The sequence below is a fragment of the Prolixibacteraceae bacterium genome, assembly GCA_019856515.1.
Taxonomy (GTDB): Bacteria; Bacteroidota; Bacteroidia; order Bacteroidales; family Prolixibacteraceae; genus Halosquirtibacter; species Halosquirtibacter xylanolyticus.
Window position 1 is genome coordinate 4,302,985 of the sequence record CP082230.1, and the last position, 16,953, is coordinate 4,319,937.

Consider the following 16,953-nt stretch of genomic DNA (forward strand, 5'->3'; position numbering starts at 1 on the left):
CTAATGATACCCTAATGGATCTTCTTCAAATATTTATTGTCATATAGTTTCTCAATTATCCGTAGTATCTGTTTACCTAAAAAATAGTATCTTTGATACCTCAAATTGATTAAGAGTTCAGTTTGGTAATAATTAAGTTAATGAATGTGAAACGGTGAGAAAGGCCGTGATACCCATATGATACCGTTGTTTGTAAGGTGTTGTGGGAGAGGTGTTAAGTAATCCCCTCCAACTCCACATCAAAAGGGCAGATAGTTCTAAGACTATCTGCCTTTTTTTATTTTAGATTGCTGTGTGGTCTGCTATGACTGTGAGGTATTTCTCGATTCTGATTGGTCTCCAATAATCCGTATTATTCTTAAATTCTAGTCAAATTATCTATTATCGAAGAAGTGTTGAAATTTGAGTCATTGTAAAATAGTTTTTACAAATATGACTGTTTTTGTAAAAACTATTTTACATTATGGATGGAATGCTATGGTGTAATTGCCGAAGGTTTTAGCGTATTATCGTCGCGTTTTAGGAGAGTAATAAGTTGGTATGCATACGACGAAAGAGTTTGGTTGAACAGCTAGGGGAGGGTTAATATTATTCATTGTAGTCTAGAGGAGGTGTAAATGAATGAACTTTGCAGCTGTTTGACTATAAGTAAACAGTTAGTTTCACCTGATTTGAAACGGTTTAAAGTCGGGATGAGATCGGTGATGGTTCGAAGTTCATTCAATGTTCATTCGAAGTTCGCTCATCGATTTGGCCTTTTCTTCGAGGGATCTTCGAATGAGATCTGAGTTATATTGGTGTCATCACCGTATTAAGTCCGTAATATGTCCGTTTTATGTCGGGTGTTAGTAGCTGTTTGTTAGGGGGGATCCTAGGGTATATGGAGTGTGGATGGGTTGCCAAATAATTTTAGTGTCTTTGGTTTTACTTTTTTAATAACCTGAGTTGATCCGTTGGTTCGTTAGCTATATTTTTCTGCTTTATCTCGTTTATGAGAGATCTTTGGTTTTCCTTTGGAGTAGTTGTTGAAGTGTGGTTTGATTCGTATATGAAAAGAACTTGTCTATATTCCTAAGAAGATAAACAAGTTCTTTGTTACTTGGGTTTATGAATAATTTCGGATAAACGATAAAAGGTTCAATGGGTGATCGTCGCTTTTATCGTTTTGTACAAATTTATTTCTTGATTATTTTTCCTTTAAAGCTCTCTGTCTTAGTTTGGATTTGGTAGAAATATAGTCCACTCTTTAATGTAGATAGGTCATATTCTCTTGCATTAACCTTATCAGAGAGAACTTTTTTACCGTTGAGATCATATATCTCAATGTAACCAGAGATGGTTTTTTTGAATCTTATCTTATTAACTACAGGATTTGGAACAAAGTATAATACATTAGATTTTTCATCAATAGCTGTAGATTTATTAAAAACCGATCCTTGTTTGTCTCCAAAGACATAATCGACTAGATCTGGAAAGTCGATAAATGGATTACGGTTCTTCTGCCAGTCATAAATAACATTGTTTCTGTGCATCTCATAATCATCAGGTCGGTCTGCCTTGTGCCATGCTAATAGATGGGTAAGGTCACCAAGTTGTCCAACTGTACCGTTGTCTGGGTTTCCTGTTACCACATCAAGTGCATTATATCTTAAAGCCATATACATTACACTTCGTGCCACGTCGCCTTTCCAACTTCCAGCATTACCTGCTGGTCCACTATACTCCTCGCCGAAGTCGTTATTGCTTCGTCGAGTATTTTCACCTGAATCCGCAGGACGTAATGAATGGGCATCTGCATGTCCATGTTCAGTATGATTTGCATCAGTATTCATATATACCTCTTTACCATCTGCACTTCTTGAAGTTCCATCTTTGAAGCCTCCTCTTGATTGTGGGTATACATGTTCTCTGTTCCATTTTCCTACACTTGAACCAGAACCTTGCTGTTCCGATTTTCCTCGACCCTGTTCAGAGTATAAGAGCCATATCTCACTATTATTACTAGGATTAACGTCTGCTTCTTTTAACATATCCCAAACATCGCCATAGGTTTGTGCTCTAACTACGCTTGCATCTGATATTAATGTAGTGATGGCATTTTTTAGGTCTTGACCAGACAATCCATATAGGCTACTATAATAGTCATCTGAAGCTGTGGTAGAGACCTTACCATAAGTAGGGTTAAGCGGTGTTCCATAATTACTTACAGCATAGTCATTATCTTTAATGGTAATCGCGTAGAAGTTATTTGTCGCTTGATAGTCGGCATTCAAATTATCTAAAGTTACAACAAGAGTCTCATCCCCTTCATCTTCAGTGTCATCTGTTAGAGCGATAGTAGAGGTAGCAGTCGTTGTTCCATTACCTATTGTAACGGATAGATCACCTGTATAGTCGCTAGTTGTAAAGTTGTCTTTTGTTAAGGTGTAATTGATGGTTAGGTCGCTTTTTACATCTTCTGAACATGTAAAAGTGATATCAAACTGTTCTCCCTCTGCGTAGACGTTTTTTGTTGTGGAGATAGCTATCGTTGGCTTTTGAACTCCAGTACCATTATTTAGCGCACCAGGTGTAGCAATTTTCGCTTCAAATGTATTGTCCGCTTTACGTTGGTTGGAGTGGTGGTCTTTATCCGAATTCTCATTTTCATTATATTGAACCGAAACGCCTAAACCATTTAGTAGTCCAGGGTCATCCCCATCATTGGTATCATAAACGATGGCATCAATCAAGTCGGTCTGAGTGATTGGTGTGTCATTTGGAAAGTCTGTGGCATCACCTCGATAGATAGCTACGGCATCTGCACCATTTTGAATGACATTATCTGCTTTAGAAAAAATAAGATCAGGAGATGGTGATACCCCACTTGTTCCCAATACGAATAGGCCATTGACATCTGATGTATAGCCATCAAGGTCAAAAGCATCATAGCTACTGTCATCAGAGCCATTGAACAATACTACCACATATCCATCTAATGGTGTGTTAGGGTTCGTAGTTTTTAATTCAATAAATTCTTTCGTGTCAGTGCTTGGGTTGTCCGCATCCACTTCATTAATGACTATTTGTGCATTAACTAATGTAGAGAAGAGAAAAAGAGTTAAAAGTAGAAGTTTATTCATTATGTAAGATATTATGGTTTAATTAGATCTAAAAATAACCAAAAAGGTCTTATTATAAGTAAACTTATTGTTATTTATCACATGTTTTAAATCATTGTAAAAATGGGTGGACTCTGTTAAATTACTCGGTTTTTTTTCATGAAATTGTTGGGGCAACAAGTCGCATATATCCATTGAACAGAGTTTTATTGGGATGTAGGAAGAGTATTTAGTCAGAAAGGGTTGAAGCGCAAGAATGGTACACAGATGATACAGATTGAACAGATGAACACAGATTTTTATTTGTGGATGTGGTGGAAGGGGAAAAGCACCACGAAGGCACAAAGACACGAAGGAATTTTAGCCATGGATTGGACGGATGATACGGATTTACACGGATCTGGATGTGGTGGAAGGGGAAAAGCACCACGAAGGCACAAAGACACGAAGGAGTTTTAGCCATGGATTGGACGGATGATACGGATTTACACGGATCTGGATGTGGTGGAAGGGGAAAAGCACCACGAAGGCACAAAGACACGAAGGAGTTTTAGCCATGGATTAGACGGATGATACGGATTTACACGGATCTGGATGTGGTGGAAGGGAAAAGTACCACTAAGGCACAAAGACACGAAGGAATTTTAGCCACGGATTAGACGGATGATACGGATTTACACGGATCTGGTTGTGGTGGAAGGGGAAAAGCACCACGAAGGCACAAAGACACGAAGGAGTTTTAGCCATGGATTAGACGGATGATACAGATTTACACGGATCTGGATGTGGTGGAAGGGAAAAGCACCACGAAGGCACAAAGACACGAAGGAGTTTTAGCCATGGATTAGACGGATGATACGGATGATACGGATTTACACGGATCTGGTTGTTGTGGAAGGGGAAAAGCACCACTAAGGCACAAAGACACGAAGGAGTTTTAGCCACGGATTAGACGGATGATACGGATTTACACGGATCTGGTTGGATATGCAACTTTTTACCGGATAAAATATTAAGCCACATTTTTAATATACTCTTCCATAAACTCAGCTGGTGTTCTGTAACCTAAAACTGAGTGCAATCTTTTCTTATTATACCATACCTCAATAAAATCAAAGATATCGGATTTAGCATGAGAGAAAGAGTGATAGTGCTTATGGTCAATTAGTTCTGATTTGATGATCTTAAAAAAGTTTTCTGCCACAGCATTATCCCAACAGTTCCCTTTTCTACTCATACTTTGAATCACCTTATATTTCTTTAAATCTGTTTGAAATACATCTGCTACAAATTGGACTCCTTGATCAGAGTGAAATAACATTCCTTTTTGGGGAGGACGATTTGTCTTAGCCATATTCCAAGCCCTCATAATTGTATTTTCCGCAGTCATATCCTTTGACATGGACCATCCAACAATAGAGTGGTCAAATAGGTCCATGATGGTCGTTAAATAAAGCCAACCTTGGTCTGTCGGGATGTAGGTTAGATCTGAGACCCAAACTTTTGTCGGTGCACCAGTCGTAAACTCTCTATTAAGATGATTCAACGCTACTCTTTTACCATGATTGGAAGTGGTTGTTTGTGGTTTATAGGATTTACAAATACAACTCTTAATCCCTTGACTTTGCATTATTCTTGCTACTCTATTTCTTGATGTACTCACACCAATTCGGCCTAACTGGGCCTTAATTTTATGGCTACCATATCGCCGTTTTGATTTATTATATATATCAAGTATTAATCCTGTATCTCGTTGTAAGGCTTCTTTTCTCTTAGATATACGACCACTTTTCCATTCATAATAAGATGAGCTGCTAACACCTAATACTTTACACATAATCTCAACAGGAAATATCATTGAATGACTAACAATGAACTCATATATTAACTGTCTGTCTTGGAGAATATGCCCACCGCTTTTTTTAATATGTCTCGCTCCATCTTAACCCTATTTAGTTCTTGTTCTAAAATCCGTATGCGCTTCTCCTCTTCGGTTTCAACAATATTGCCATTGCCCTGAAAACTATTATCCTCATACTTTTTAAACTGACGAACCCAACGACGAATCATAGAGCTATCTAATCCATGCTCTTCTCCAACTTGAGTTGAACTACGGCCATTCAATACTTGATTGACAACCATCAGCTTAAACTCCTTATCATACCCTTGTCTTTGTTTACCTTGTGTCATAATGCAAATATATAAAATATAGATTACTAAGGACTTAACCTTATCTCCGGTCAAATGTAGCAATTCCAGGTTGTGGTGGAAGGGAAAAGCACCACGAAGGCACAAAGACACGAAGGAGTTTTAGCCACGGATTGGACGGATGATACGGATTTACACGGATCTGGATGTGGTGGAAGGGAAAAGTACCACTAAGGCACAAAGACACGAAGGAGTTTTAGCCATGGATTAGACGGATGATACGTATTTTACACGGATCTGGTTGTTGTGGCAGGGGAAAAGTCTCACGAAGGAATTTAGCCACGGATTAGACGGATTTACACGGATCTGGTTGTTGTGGAAGGGAAAAGTACCACGAAGGCACAAAGACACGAAGGAGTTTTAGCCATGGATTAGACGGATGATACGGATTTACACGGATCTGGTTGTTGGTGTGCCATGCATGTAAATTAACTAATCGGTGCAAGTCCGTAGTGGAGGTTTGTAGAGCCAACCACCTAGCAGAAGGCAAGGGTGCTTATCGTGAGGTATAACCTGAAGGAAGCCGTATGCAAAACTCTGATCCGAGGTATACGAATCTCATTAGGCGGTATATAACTGGATAAGCTTGCCAAACAAAGTAAAGTCCGAATTCTACACAGAGTTAATACCGTAGATGTGGCGGATAGATGGAGTGAAAGTTAATTTCCTTACCATGGGAGATCTCGCAGATGGATACAGTGTATTTTTCCTGTCCATTCAAAAAAAGTTAACTGTGAGAAGTCAGCCGAGGTCATAGTACTGTACCCACTTTACAGGAAGGACTGAATCTTAAATCATTCATAATACAGACTGTTACCTAATGAAGGGATCAATGCAGAAAATATCGGAAGATAGCTACTTAAGTGAAGGTAGAGCGGAACTCGAGAATAACTCAAGAGCGCACACTTTCAAAGGGATAACTGAAGCCATTATGGAAACGAACATTACAACAGATAATTTATTAGAACATGTCCTATAATCAGATAACCTAAATAAGGCTTATTTACAGGTTTATCGTAATAAAGGAGTCATGGAGTTGATAAGATGAAAGTGGAATCATTAAAAGATTATCTCAGATTTCATCGAAAAGTTTTAATAACAGAACTACGAGAAGGTAAGTATTAGCCCGATGGCGAATTATCATTATTTGATGCGGCATATTTGATCGGAGTTTTGAAGAGCAAAGCGTATGAATATGCTAATACGAGGAAAAAGTATTGGCGCATTTCAAAGAGTCCAATTCAACAAACGACTATAACGAATAAGAATTTGGAGAAGGCAGGCTATATTACGCTAAGTGATTATTATCAGAGAGTAAAGTCGTGATTTAGGGAGTCGCCGTATACGAGACCCGTACGTACGGTGGTGTGGGAGGTGTACTGGAAGATAAAATATCTTCCAGCCATCTACCCGATTGGAAGGGAAAAGTACCACTAAGGCACAAAGACACGAAGGAGTTTTAGCCACGGATTAGACGGATTTACACGGATCTTAGTTGTCGGTCAAGAATGGGACACAGATGGAACAGATCGAACAGATGAGCACAGATTTTTATTTGTGGTGTTTGTACAAAGTAACGAACAGGTATATGGAATAAAAAGAAATTTCGTTGTACAGTAATTTTTTGTCGATAGATGACATGGAATGAGATATGATTTTAAGTGTGGTTATAAAGCAAAATATCGTGTGGAGCACAACTTTTTGTTTGGGTTGTTTGTTTTACTGAAAAATCAAACTAGCAACCTATTTGAATTTGTGACACGATGTTATTACTCCATTGATTATTAGTGTGCTGTTGGAGTTAGAAGAGGGGTCGATTCAGTATAGGTGCTAAAAGTGCCTAATTCATTATGAAAAGAGTAATTGTTTTATCTCTTGTTATGCTCTTATTGGGAGGGTGTAGCGAAGAACCTTCTTTTGTTGTAGATCCACGAACGAATACGGATGATGATAATCAGCCGTCCTTGCCGAAGTATGGTCATGTATTGATTCGAAATACAAAGGATCAGTCTATCTCTAAAATAGAGATATCAAATGCCTATTTTGTTAGACAAAATGGGGAAGATTGTATTTTGTTTACCAATTATGATTATCAAGATGTGGTGTCACGTTTTTCTGATCATAATCTATTCCAATGTCTGTTCACTGGTTTTAATGTAAATAGGGTGTCTTGTCATTTTGATCATGCGCGAGTGGGAGTGATACGTGGTGGATTGAATGTGTTTCGATATAGTCTTTATGGGAAAAGAGGGTATGGATATGATAAGGATATCTATATTGATAGCTCTGTGGTCCCTAAAATAAAATCATGTTCTGTTGACTCAAAAGGGGTGTTAGAGGTGCAATTTGATATGATGATGAAGGATTTTTATGATCAAATGAAGTTATCGGTACGTTATCGTGGAGAGGTGAAAGATCTTCGTTATACTTCTCGTTTTCGTTTGGGGGTCGCCCAACTGACACTTCAGCAACCCATGATGACTCCACATCATAAGTCGACCGAATCGGTAGGACGATTGTCTGATATCTATTTCTATAAAAATAGGCTTCTTGGTTTAGTGACTTCAGGGGAGGATCTCTATCTTACATTGGTGCATGGTGATGGTGTGATGGAACGATTAAGTAAGATGAAAGGGGTTGATTCAGACGTTAGCTTAGATGTTTTAAATGGGCATCTGTATGTGCATTCTACTATCGAGTCCGAGATTTTGCATCGTATTGATTTTAAGAGTTATAGTGCTGTGGGTCTGAAGCGGTTTCCTGTTGCCTCTTCAAGGATTATTACAGAAAAAGAGAGCTATTTTATTTTGAGGAGTGGCATGGTTTTGAAATCTGATATGGAAGGAGAGGTTTTGAGAAGACAATATGATAATTTTTCGTCTCGGTGTTTGGCTCGTAATGTTGGATTGCTGTGGACTATTCTTTATGAGAATGATCAAGTGTATTTGGCTGGATTAGATGATCGTCTGCAGTTTGTTCGGGCCTATCATCTTGTTGGCATGTCAGTTAAAAAAAATAGATCGTTTGTTGTTCAAAGTATCTGTAGTTACAGTAGTAATGAATTATTGCTTCTGGATGAGATGAATCATATATATCGAATCTTATTAAAATAATAATCTCGAAGATCGATATGAAGAGTTGTTTTTATATGACATGATAATAATCATGTTGCTAGTCTGAACTTTCTAAAGTAAGAACTGTTTTCCTTATGAAGTTAAAATGTAGAGGTTTTATTATTGCTTCATTGATTTTAAATTATTTTTCATGGAGGATGAATAGTGTTAGGATTGAATTACAGCTGAATTAAGGTCTTTGTAGTGTTGAAATTAATGGTGGGTTTTTCTCATGGCATCATTTTTTTTCTCTGTATATCTATTAAGACTGAGGATAAGGATTGTTTTTTAACAACTTTGTTCCTTTCCTTCACTATTTTGAATGTTGTGAAGTAGTTCCTCTTCTTGGTGATGCTTGAAGAGGATTGTTCATCGAAGGTTTGGGTTTATGTCGAGAGATGTATTCTCATGTTTGTTTTGCGATGGGCGTTGTGGTGGAAGAACCCTGTCTTGCGGGATGCATGGCAGGGTTTCTTTTTGTCCTATAGTTAGGTGATCTTATTTCAATATGTTGATAGATAATCGGAGATATTTATATGAAATAATCTTTTGATGTATTTTTCAAGTTTATTAGGACTAATATTTTCGGTAATAATCTTTTTATCCTTTTTATATGTGATCTTTAGCTTACTTCAGTAATTGTCAAACGCCCTTCATCTGTAGGTTTACTGAGTATTGAACCTTTTGTGAAATGAGACGTAGGATTCGTTTGGTTAAATTCAGACCTATCAATAAAGTCATCTAAGTTTCGTTCTTTCAATGCGAAAATGTATTTTGGTTGAAAAACTCCCTCCACTACCTTAGATACCCTTAAATAACCATTAGATTGTTTTTCTATCACAAAGAAACCACCTTCGTCCGATTGTATTGAGTTAAGCTCAATTCTTAGAGGATGAAATATAACTTCACCATGCCCAATATCAACAAGATATTTCGTCTCATTAATCGTTATAATTAAAGCTAAGTGGTCAAATTCAGGACTAAAATCTTTTTTTCTGGATTGTACACACGAGCAGATATCATTTTAGAGTCGAATCCAATATCTTGAAGAAGTTGATGAAACAATCTATTTAATTCATAACATATCCCTTCTCCTCTATTTTTTAATTTTTTTATGAAAAATAGATCTGTATATTTACATATAAGTACATCATTCTATTTAGTTTATGTTATTATATTTGCTTGTTACTTATGTTTAAGTGATTAAAAATGAGTGATATATGTGGTGTCACGTGTCGTAAAATATCATAAATTACGTCATTGGAAGTACTTATTAAATAATCATTAGAACATATATCTATGAGAGTATATACCTTTCACAACTTAAAATGCCTTATTGCTATCGTTTTTCTTGGATCACTACTATCTTGTAATCCTAATAAAACAAAAAAAGAGATCCTACAATCAAACGTTCGTAAGCTGATTCGAAGTAATATTAATAAGTTTCCTGAAAAAGTAGGAGAAACATTGACCATTGACAGTATGGCACTACGTAATGATTGTTTTGTTTTAAGTTATACGGTCCTTCATACTCCAAAAGTTCCCAAAGAAGTTTTTATCCTCCATGTTGAGATAGAAAGCTATGAACAAAAATATTTGCGAAAATTAGTATATGAGGGAATGGATGTGTATTTGAACTTATATAATAGAGATGGGAGCCTTTATGCTCCGATTATTATTAATAAAGAATTCTATCAACAGAAACAGACCCCTGAAGAGAGACTAAATGAGAGAATTCGTACAACATTACTTGTTCATTCTAGTAGTATGATCAACAATTTGAGTCCTAGTATCATGAATGAGATATCCTATGTAGATAGCGCATCATACACTAAAGATACATTAAAGTTCTACATCAAGATAGGTAAAAAAGTTGGACTGATGGAGAAGAAGAGGCTATATAAAGAGTTCAAGGCTGGAGATCCTGTTAATGGTTCGATAGCTCCATTTAAAACACTTTTGCACAATGGAATTACTCTAAACCTAAACTACTATGATATTCGCAAAAAAGAACTATTTGAAATCAATGTAGATGCAGACAGTATTGCTGTATATTCCAATAATTACGAGAACATCCTTATCGATAGAGCATATATACCACAGGAATTAACTACTCAGATACTTTTATCACTATAATATGATGCAAAATAAGTTTGTTTATAGAGCATTATGTCCCTTTAAATTGTATTGCTGATTGAAGAGATGACTTCACTCAAAATAGGAGGCGGCAGGATTAACAACATTTTAGAAGATGCAGAAAAAGTCTTATTTACACTATATGAAGCAATACGAGAGACCCTATCTCATTCTAATGTGGTGGGGTCAGATGAAACGGGTTGCAAAATAAATGGAGAAAAAGGCTGAATGTGGGTATGGCAAAATAATGAACTAATTTTTATTGCAGCCAATGGGTCTATGGGGTATATAGTAGTAGGGAACAACTTTAAAGATGGGTTTACTAATGCTACCTTGGTAAGTGACTGTTATGCTTCTCAACTAAAGACCCCAGCCAAACATTATCAACTATGTCTAGGAGTCTGTCGGACTTAAATAATGGCATATCGAGTGATTTTCTGTTCTGATCCATAACCTGATTTAAATTCTGATATTTGGTAGTTATTCGGTCTAAGAAGCTTATAATGCTCCTAAATTTAGTTCTAATGAAGTATATTAAATACCATATGTAGTCATATTAGGCTATTTTCATCTTAAATAACCTCTTTAAGTTATATCCAAGACACACCAATGACCATTCGCAGTCTATTTCTGTTTCTCCTCGTAATGAAAATTGTGTAAAACCAAGAACCTTTTTTATTATGCCGAAAACGGGTTCTACAGTCTGTTTCCTTTTACGGTATATTTCATTGTATTTGGGAGAATTTAAGAGTTGATTTATCTTGTCGTCAGGCGTTTGTTCTTGATTATCACTAGATGAACTATTCTCATTGATCTTTTTGTCTAAATAACTATTATGCTTTAGACGTGCGGTAGAAATCAGTGGGGTTATTTCTTTGTCTTGACATTCTGTAATATTGTCTTCGCTAAAGTAGCTCGTGTCAGCCACAGCAATGGAAATTATTTCATAATCCGAGAGTGCTTGTTTATAAAATAGTTCATTTCTCTATGTATTAATCCTTTAGGTAATGGTATGTCCCCTTCTCGTTTAATGTAAAGAGTTAAGGGAGTACTAAGATCTTGTGAATGAGATGTGGTAGACTTTTATTCTTTTTATGAGCAGGATCTGCATACTCCGGCGAGTTAAAGTCTTAAAATATAGTTTGATTTTATGATTTGTTCATTATATTTAAAGTGTTTCTAATACATAATAAATACTTTTAAATGTATTTATTTAATTTACTGTTTTGAATAAATTAACTCCTAATCAATTGTTTATGAAAAAGATTGTTGCCTTGTTAGTAATGAGCGTACTTTTTGTAGCCTGTTCTAATAGTGATAAAACCTCACCTGATTTCCCTGATATGCCTTCGTTAACAAAAGAGGATATGATAACTCTTCAAAATAATAAAAAAGGTTCGGTAACGATCAAAGGGGCTACAAAAGATAAAAGTGTAGTAAAAGATCTAGATCAGGCATACTGGGTTGAAGAGAAAGGACACTACTATTTAGTTTTAACCAATTATGAATATGATGATTTAAAAGCCAGAGAGGTGCAAGAGGAGCTGGTATCTCTATTCATTACATTCGAGGAGGAGAAGAGTGCACAATCTTTTGTTGCAGTAACGGCAGAGTACAAAGGGAAATTTGTAAAAGAGATACCTGGATATGATGAAACTACTAATATGGATGATTATTTAAAGTTGACTTTTGATCCGAATTCTAAAACTTCAGTGGAAAAGAGTCAAACAGAAAATGGAAATAAAAGAATCTATGAGATGGAGTTCTATTTTGGTGATTATGAGATCAAATTCAGAGGATTTATAACTGACCTTTCAGGTGTAAAGAATCCATGGCCTAAGAATGTGTTGTAACTCCAAAGAGGGCAGTTTTCGGTGTAAAGGAGGTTGTGAATACCATAATGATCCGAATGTGTTGTAGTATGATACTGAGCAGGAGCTCGGCGTTTCCAACTTTTGTATTAAAGAAAATGATTGTGTTGGACTTACAGCATTTCACTGAATTCTTATGTTGAGCTAAGAAGTTTTTTACTTTCAGCGTATTATAGTGGTAAAGGACATGGATTAGTTTGTGTTCATGCTATGCTTGCCATCATAATAAGAAAGAGCAATTTGTTAATTCCAACAAATTGCTCTTTGGGTTATTTATAGACTAGGTCTCTTATTGTTTTTCACTTAGTTCTAACCAGCGTAATTCTTTTTCGTCGAGTATGTCGCCTACTTCGGCATGACGACTAGATAGATCCATAATTTTTTCGGTAGAGAGAGTGCTGTCGTTTAGTTTCTCTTCGATCTCTTTCTTCTCTATTTCTAGTTCTTCGATCTCTTGAGGAAGCTTATCAAACTCTTTCTGCTCGTGGTAACTTCTTTTTATTTTCTTTGGTTTCTCTTTGATCGGTTCTTCGACTACTGTTTTCTTTTTTTCGATGGCTTTAATCTCTTTCTCTTGCTCTTTTTCCCATTCACGGAAGTGGGTGTAGTTGCCAGGGAAATCTTTTATTCTACCTTCTCCTTCGAATACAAATAGATGGTCTACAATTTTATCCATGAAATAGCGGTCGTGGGAAACGACAATTACACATCCTTGGAATTCGGTAAGATAATCTTCCAGAACATTCAGTGTCATGATGTCCAAATCATTGGTTGGCTCATCGAGAATAAGGAAGTTCGGATTTTGCATTAAGATGGTACACAGATATAGTCGCCTTTTCTCTCCACCACTCAGTTTTCGAACGTATGTGTATTGTGTTTCGGGTGGAAAGAGGAAGTAAGTTAGAAATTGAGAGGCAGTCCATTTGCGTCCATTTCCTAGATCAATGACTTCGGCGATATCTTTGATGATGTCGATGACGCGATCTTCTTCTTTGAAGCTCATTCCTGATTGGGTGTAGTATCCAAATTTGATGGTTTGACCAACATCAATGGTTCCACTATCGGCAGGAATCTTGCCTGTAATCATATTTAGGAATGTTGATTTTCCTGTTCCATTTTTTCCAACGATACCAATCTTTTCGAATTTAGAGAATTTGTAACTAAAGTCGTTAAGTATGGTGATTTCTGGGAAAGATTTGGATAGATGAGAGACTTCGATGATCTTGTTTCCTAGCCGTGCACTTTCAAATTGCAACTCTAGTTTGTCTTCTCTGATCGTTTGTGTTGCTTTTTTCTTTAGTTCATGGGCCGCATCCACACGATATTTTGCTTTATGACCACGTGCTTTAGGCATACGACGAAGCCAGTCAAGTTCGGTACGATATAGATTTTTTGCTTTCTCTATCTCAGCTGTTTGAATGGCAATACGTTCATCGCGTTTCTGAAGGTAGTACGAGTAGTTTCCTTTATATCGATAGATGGTATTGTCTTCAATTTCGACAATCTCATTGCAGACACGATCAAGAAAGTAACGATCGTGGGTTACCATTAGAAGAGTACAGTTGGTCTTGGTAAGGTATGCTTCAAGCCATTCGATCATTTTAAGGTCAAGGTGGTTGGTCGGCTCGTCAAGAATCAGCATGTCTGGTTCGTTGATAAGTATCTGTGCCATGGCCACCCTTTTTTGTTGTCCACCAGAGAGCTGGGATATCTTTTTGTCGAAATGTTCAATCTTTAGCTCACTTAGTATCTGCTTGAATCGAAGTTCGAAGTCCCAAGCATTTTTAAGATTCATCTCTTCCATCAAAGACTCCATTTTTTCGGTGTCGTTGGAAGCGATGGCCATCTCATAGTTTCGAATAAGTTGGGCTATTGGATTATCAGATGCCGTGGCTTGTTCGATCACTGTTAAGTTCTCGTTAAGTTCGGGAATCTGACTTAGGTATCCTACCCTCACATCTTTATCTATTTTGATGACTCCATCATCGAGTTCTGTCTTATTTGCGATGGCGTTAAGTAGGGTGGATTTACCCGCACCATTTTTTGCAATGATGGCTACTTTTTGTCCTTTTGCGATGTTGAAACTAATATCTTCGAAGAGAATTTGTTCCCCCCATCTTTTGGTTGCATTCTCGATTTGTATATATGGAATCATCGTGATCTATTTTTGTTTGGTACAAAAATAGAAAAGCCATCGTGAAACATGATGGCTTTTGTGATAATTTCTTTTATAGGGGGTTACTTTGTTTCGAAATGGAAACGTGTAAGCTCTTCGAATGTTTGTCCTGGTTCTAGAACAACCGATGGGAAGTTTGGTTGGTTTACACTATCAGGGAAGTGTTGTGTTTCTAATGCAACGCCCATGTAGCGGCCATACTTCTTGTTGTCATGTCCTGTGAATTCAGGAATATAGTAGCCTGTGTAGATTTGCATTCCTGGTTGTGTTGTGAATACAGATACCGAACGCCCAGTTGCTTGATGAGATAGTGTTCCAGCAAATTCTGCATCTTTCTCTTTGTTTAGTACAAAGTTTACATCATAACCATCAGGAAGTTCATCTATTTGTAGTCCTAGACTCTTCTTCTCAGTGAAATCAAAAGGCGTTTCTGTTACGTCTAAATAATCTCCTGTAGGAATTAAATTTTCCGTTACGGGTGTAATGGCTTGTGCATTCATGACCACATCATGATCTTTAATGGTGTCGTTGGCCCCATTAAGGTTAAAGTAAGTGTGGTTTGTTAAATTGACAATTGTTTTTTGATCTGTAGTGGCATTGTATTTTACCAACAGGTCGTTATTTTTTGTCAGAGTATAGGTCACTTCCACTTTCATGTTTCCAGGATAGCCCTCTTCTCCATCTACAGAAAGGTAGTTTAGTTTAACCGAAACAGCCTCTTCCATCTCTTCTGTCGTGGCATCCCAAACGACTTTATCAAACCCAATAATTCCTCCGTGAAGGGCATTTGGTCCATTATTTATTGCTAGCTTATATTCAGTGTTGTCAATAGAAAAAGTACCCTCTTTGATACGATTTGCTACCCTTCCGCAGACTGCTCCAAAGTATGGGCAACCATCTATATATTCCTGAGATACATAGTCTTCAAATTTGTCAAAGCCAAGAACAATATGATCTAGATCTCCTTTTTTATCTGGTGTTTGGATATCTGTAATGATCGCACCATAGTTCGTGATCTTAACGATGGTTTGGTTCTCATTTTCTAGCGTAAAAATAGAGACTTCTTTTCCGTTTTTTGTGGCCCCAAATGTTTGAGTTGATATTTTCATGATATTACTTTGTTTATGATTTAGCTTGATGCAAATATTATAAAAAAAAACATACTAGTTGCTACAAGTCTGTTTTTATTTATTTTTGTAGTGTTAAAATATTTATTCTTAGTATGGTAAAAGAGATCATTCAGATAAAAGAGACGAAAGGGACGCCAAAATACAAGCAGTTGATTGAGGGTATTGTAGATGCGATTCAAGAGAAACGATTAAAGAAAGGGGACAAATTGGGATCCATAAATGATTTCTGTCGCACTTTTGGTTTTTCAAGAGACACTGTGATGCTGTCGTTCAATGATTTGAAATCTAGAGGGATATTGGTGTCTCAACCGGGGAAAGGTGTTTATGTTGCGGATGATAATGTGCATGTCGCACATCGTATATTTGTTCTTTTTGATGAGTTAAACTCATTTAAAGAAGATCTGTACACATCTTTTGTACATGCCTTGGGAGCAGAGACAAAAGTGGATATCTACTTTCACCACTTTAATAGAGAGGTGTTTGAGCAGTTGGTAAAGAGTTCGGTAGGGAAGTATACTTCGTATATTATTATGTCTGCCATGTTTAATGATATTGAAGATATATTGGAGTTGATCCCTTCGAATAAAGTCTATTTATTAGACCGATATCATCTAAATTTATCTCTCTATTCTGTGATATATCAAGATTTTGAACGTGATGTTTATGATAGTTTAGTGTCTCATAGAGAGGCGATAGAGAAGTATTCGAAGTTGGTGATGTTGTTTCCTGGAGGAAAAGAGCCTGAGGGGCGTCTAAAAGGGTTTAGGGATTTTTGTGATACTTATGGGTATGATCATGAGATCATTCGATCGCTTGAGGATAGGACGATTCAAAAAGGGGAGGCCTATTTGATTCCATCTGATCGTAATCTGGTAGCGATGGTGAAAGCTGCGGAAGAGTTGAAGTTGAAGTTAGGATCAGACCTCGGGATCATCTCTTTTAATGATACAGTGTTAAAAGAAGTTGTTGCAGGAGGAATCACAACTATCTCAACTGACTTTAAACAGATGGGGGTTCGTTTGGCTGAAGTGGTTAGTAATCAAGAGGTCGTGTGGGAGCGAAATCCAAGTGGTATGATCTTAAGAGATTCATTGTAGGCATTTGTCTGCTATAAAACATGTATTGGGTTTTTGTAAATATCATAAAAGAGTATACTTTTACCAACCAGTACCAACCAGTTGTGTTGGTGTGTGAATAGTACTAACGGATAGAATTTTT

General features: G+C 36.8%; 15 protein-coding genes. 7 read left to right on the top strand and 8 right to left on the bottom strand.

Going from position 1 to position 16,953, the window contains the following annotated elements; translation table 11 throughout:
• Positions 1-1,175: 1,175 nt before the first annotated feature.
• Positions 1,176-3,122 carry an endonuclease gene (locus K5X82_15770; GenBank protein ID QZT36687.1) on the bottom strand — a complete coding sequence of 649 codons (1,947 nt, stop codon included), beginning with the start codon at positions 3,120-3,122 and terminating at the stop codon, positions 1,176-1,178.
• A gap of 246 nt (positions 3,123-3,368) precedes the next feature.
• Here K5X82_15770 and K5X82_15775 point away from each other — a divergent pair, with 246 nt between their 5' ends.
• Entirely contained in the window at positions 3,369-3,560 is a 192-nt protein-coding gene (locus tag K5X82_15775; GenBank protein ID QZT36688.1) for a hypothetical protein, read from the top strand.
• A gap of 553 nt (positions 3,561-4,113) precedes the next feature.
• On the opposite strand, the gene K5X82_15780 is transcribed toward K5X82_15775, so the two are convergent.
• Positions 4,114-5,028, bottom strand: a complete 915-nt coding sequence (locus tag K5X82_15780; GenBank protein QZT39143.1) for an IS3 family transposase — start codon at positions 5,026-5,028, stop codon at positions 4,114-4,116.
• Positions 4,986-5,291 carry a transposase gene (locus K5X82_15785; GenBank protein QZT36689.1) on the bottom strand — a complete coding sequence of 102 codons (306 nt, stop codon included), beginning with the start codon at positions 5,289-5,291 and terminating at the stop codon, positions 4,986-4,988. The genes K5X82_15780 and K5X82_15785 overlap by 43 nt, the downstream gene beginning before the upstream one ends.
• An 850-nt stretch (positions 5,292-6,141) precedes the next feature.
• Here K5X82_15785 and K5X82_15790 point away from each other — a divergent pair.
• Positions 6,142-6,288, top strand: coding sequence for a hypothetical protein (locus K5X82_15790; GenBank protein QZT36690.1), 147 nt, complete (start codon positions 6,142-6,144; stop codon positions 6,286-6,288).
• Positions 6,289-7,159: 871 nt separating this feature from the next.
• Complete coding sequence (locus K5X82_15795) at positions 7,160-8,422, top strand: hypothetical protein (GenBank protein QZT36691.1); 1,263 nt, start codon at positions 7,160-7,162, stop codon at positions 8,420-8,422.
• Positions 8,423-9,044: 622 nt separating this feature from the next.
• Here the strand turns inward: K5X82_15795 and K5X82_15800 are convergent.
• Both K5X82_15800 and K5X82_15805 read right to left on the bottom strand, forming a co-directional pair.
• Positions 9,045-9,263, bottom strand: coding sequence for an arylamine N-acetyltransferase (locus K5X82_15800; protein ID QZT36692.1), 219 nt, complete (start codon positions 9,261-9,263; stop codon positions 9,045-9,047).
• Between the two features lie 119 nt (positions 9,264-9,382).
• Positions 9,383-9,487, bottom strand: a complete 105-nt coding sequence (locus K5X82_15805; GenBank protein QZT36693.1) for an arylamine N-acetyltransferase — start codon at positions 9,485-9,487, stop codon at positions 9,383-9,385.
• Positions 9,488-9,721: 234 nt separating this feature from the next.
• Between K5X82_15805 and K5X82_15810 the strand changes: the two genes are divergently transcribed.
• Both K5X82_15810 and K5X82_15815 read left to right on the top strand, forming a co-directional pair.
• Positions 9,722-10,558 carry a hypothetical protein gene (locus tag K5X82_15810; protein QZT36694.1) on the top strand — a complete coding sequence of 279 codons (837 nt, stop codon included), beginning with the start codon at positions 9,722-9,724 and terminating at the stop codon, positions 10,556-10,558.
• Between the two features lie 228 nt (positions 10,559-10,786).
• Complete coding sequence (locus tag K5X82_15815; GenBank protein ID QZT36695.1) at positions 10,787-10,972, top strand: hypothetical protein; 186 nt, start codon at positions 10,787-10,789, stop codon at positions 10,970-10,972.
• Positions 10,973-11,114: 142 nt separating this feature from the next.
• On the opposite strand, the gene K5X82_15820 is transcribed toward K5X82_15815, so the two are convergent.
• Entirely contained in the window at positions 11,115-11,486 is a 372-nt protein-coding gene (locus K5X82_15820; protein QZT36696.1) for a transposase, read from the bottom strand.
• A gap of 328 nt (positions 11,487-11,814) precedes the next feature.
• Here K5X82_15820 and K5X82_15825 point away from each other — a divergent pair, with 328 nt between their 5' ends.
• Positions 11,815-12,411, top strand: a complete 597-nt coding sequence (locus K5X82_15825) for a hypothetical protein (GenBank protein QZT36697.1) — start codon at positions 11,815-11,817, stop codon at positions 12,409-12,411.
• A gap of 307 nt (positions 12,412-12,718) precedes the next feature.
• Here the strand turns inward: K5X82_15825 and K5X82_15830 are convergent, their stop codons facing one another.
• Together K5X82_15830 and K5X82_15835 are read right to left on the bottom strand one after the other, a co-directional pair.
• On the bottom strand, positions 12,719-14,584 hold the full coding sequence (locus K5X82_15830) for an ABC-F family ATP-binding cassette domain-containing protein (GenBank protein QZT36698.1): 1,866 nt from the start codon (positions 14,582-14,584) through the stop codon (positions 12,719-12,721).
• Between the two features lie 83 nt (positions 14,585-14,667).
• Positions 14,668-15,714, bottom strand: a complete 1,047-nt coding sequence (locus K5X82_15835) for a galactose mutarotase (GenBank protein ID QZT36699.1) — start codon at positions 15,712-15,714, stop codon at positions 14,668-14,670.
• Positions 15,715-15,827: 113 nt separating this feature from the next.
• On the opposite strand from K5X82_15835, the gene K5X82_15840 reads away from it, so the two are divergent.
• Positions 15,828-16,832 (top strand): GntR family transcriptional regulator, encoded by a 1,005-nt coding sequence (locus tag K5X82_15840; GenBank protein QZT36700.1) that lies wholly within the window; start codon positions 15,828-15,830, stop codon positions 16,830-16,832.
• The last annotated feature ends 121 nt before the right edge of the window (positions 16,833-16,953 follow it).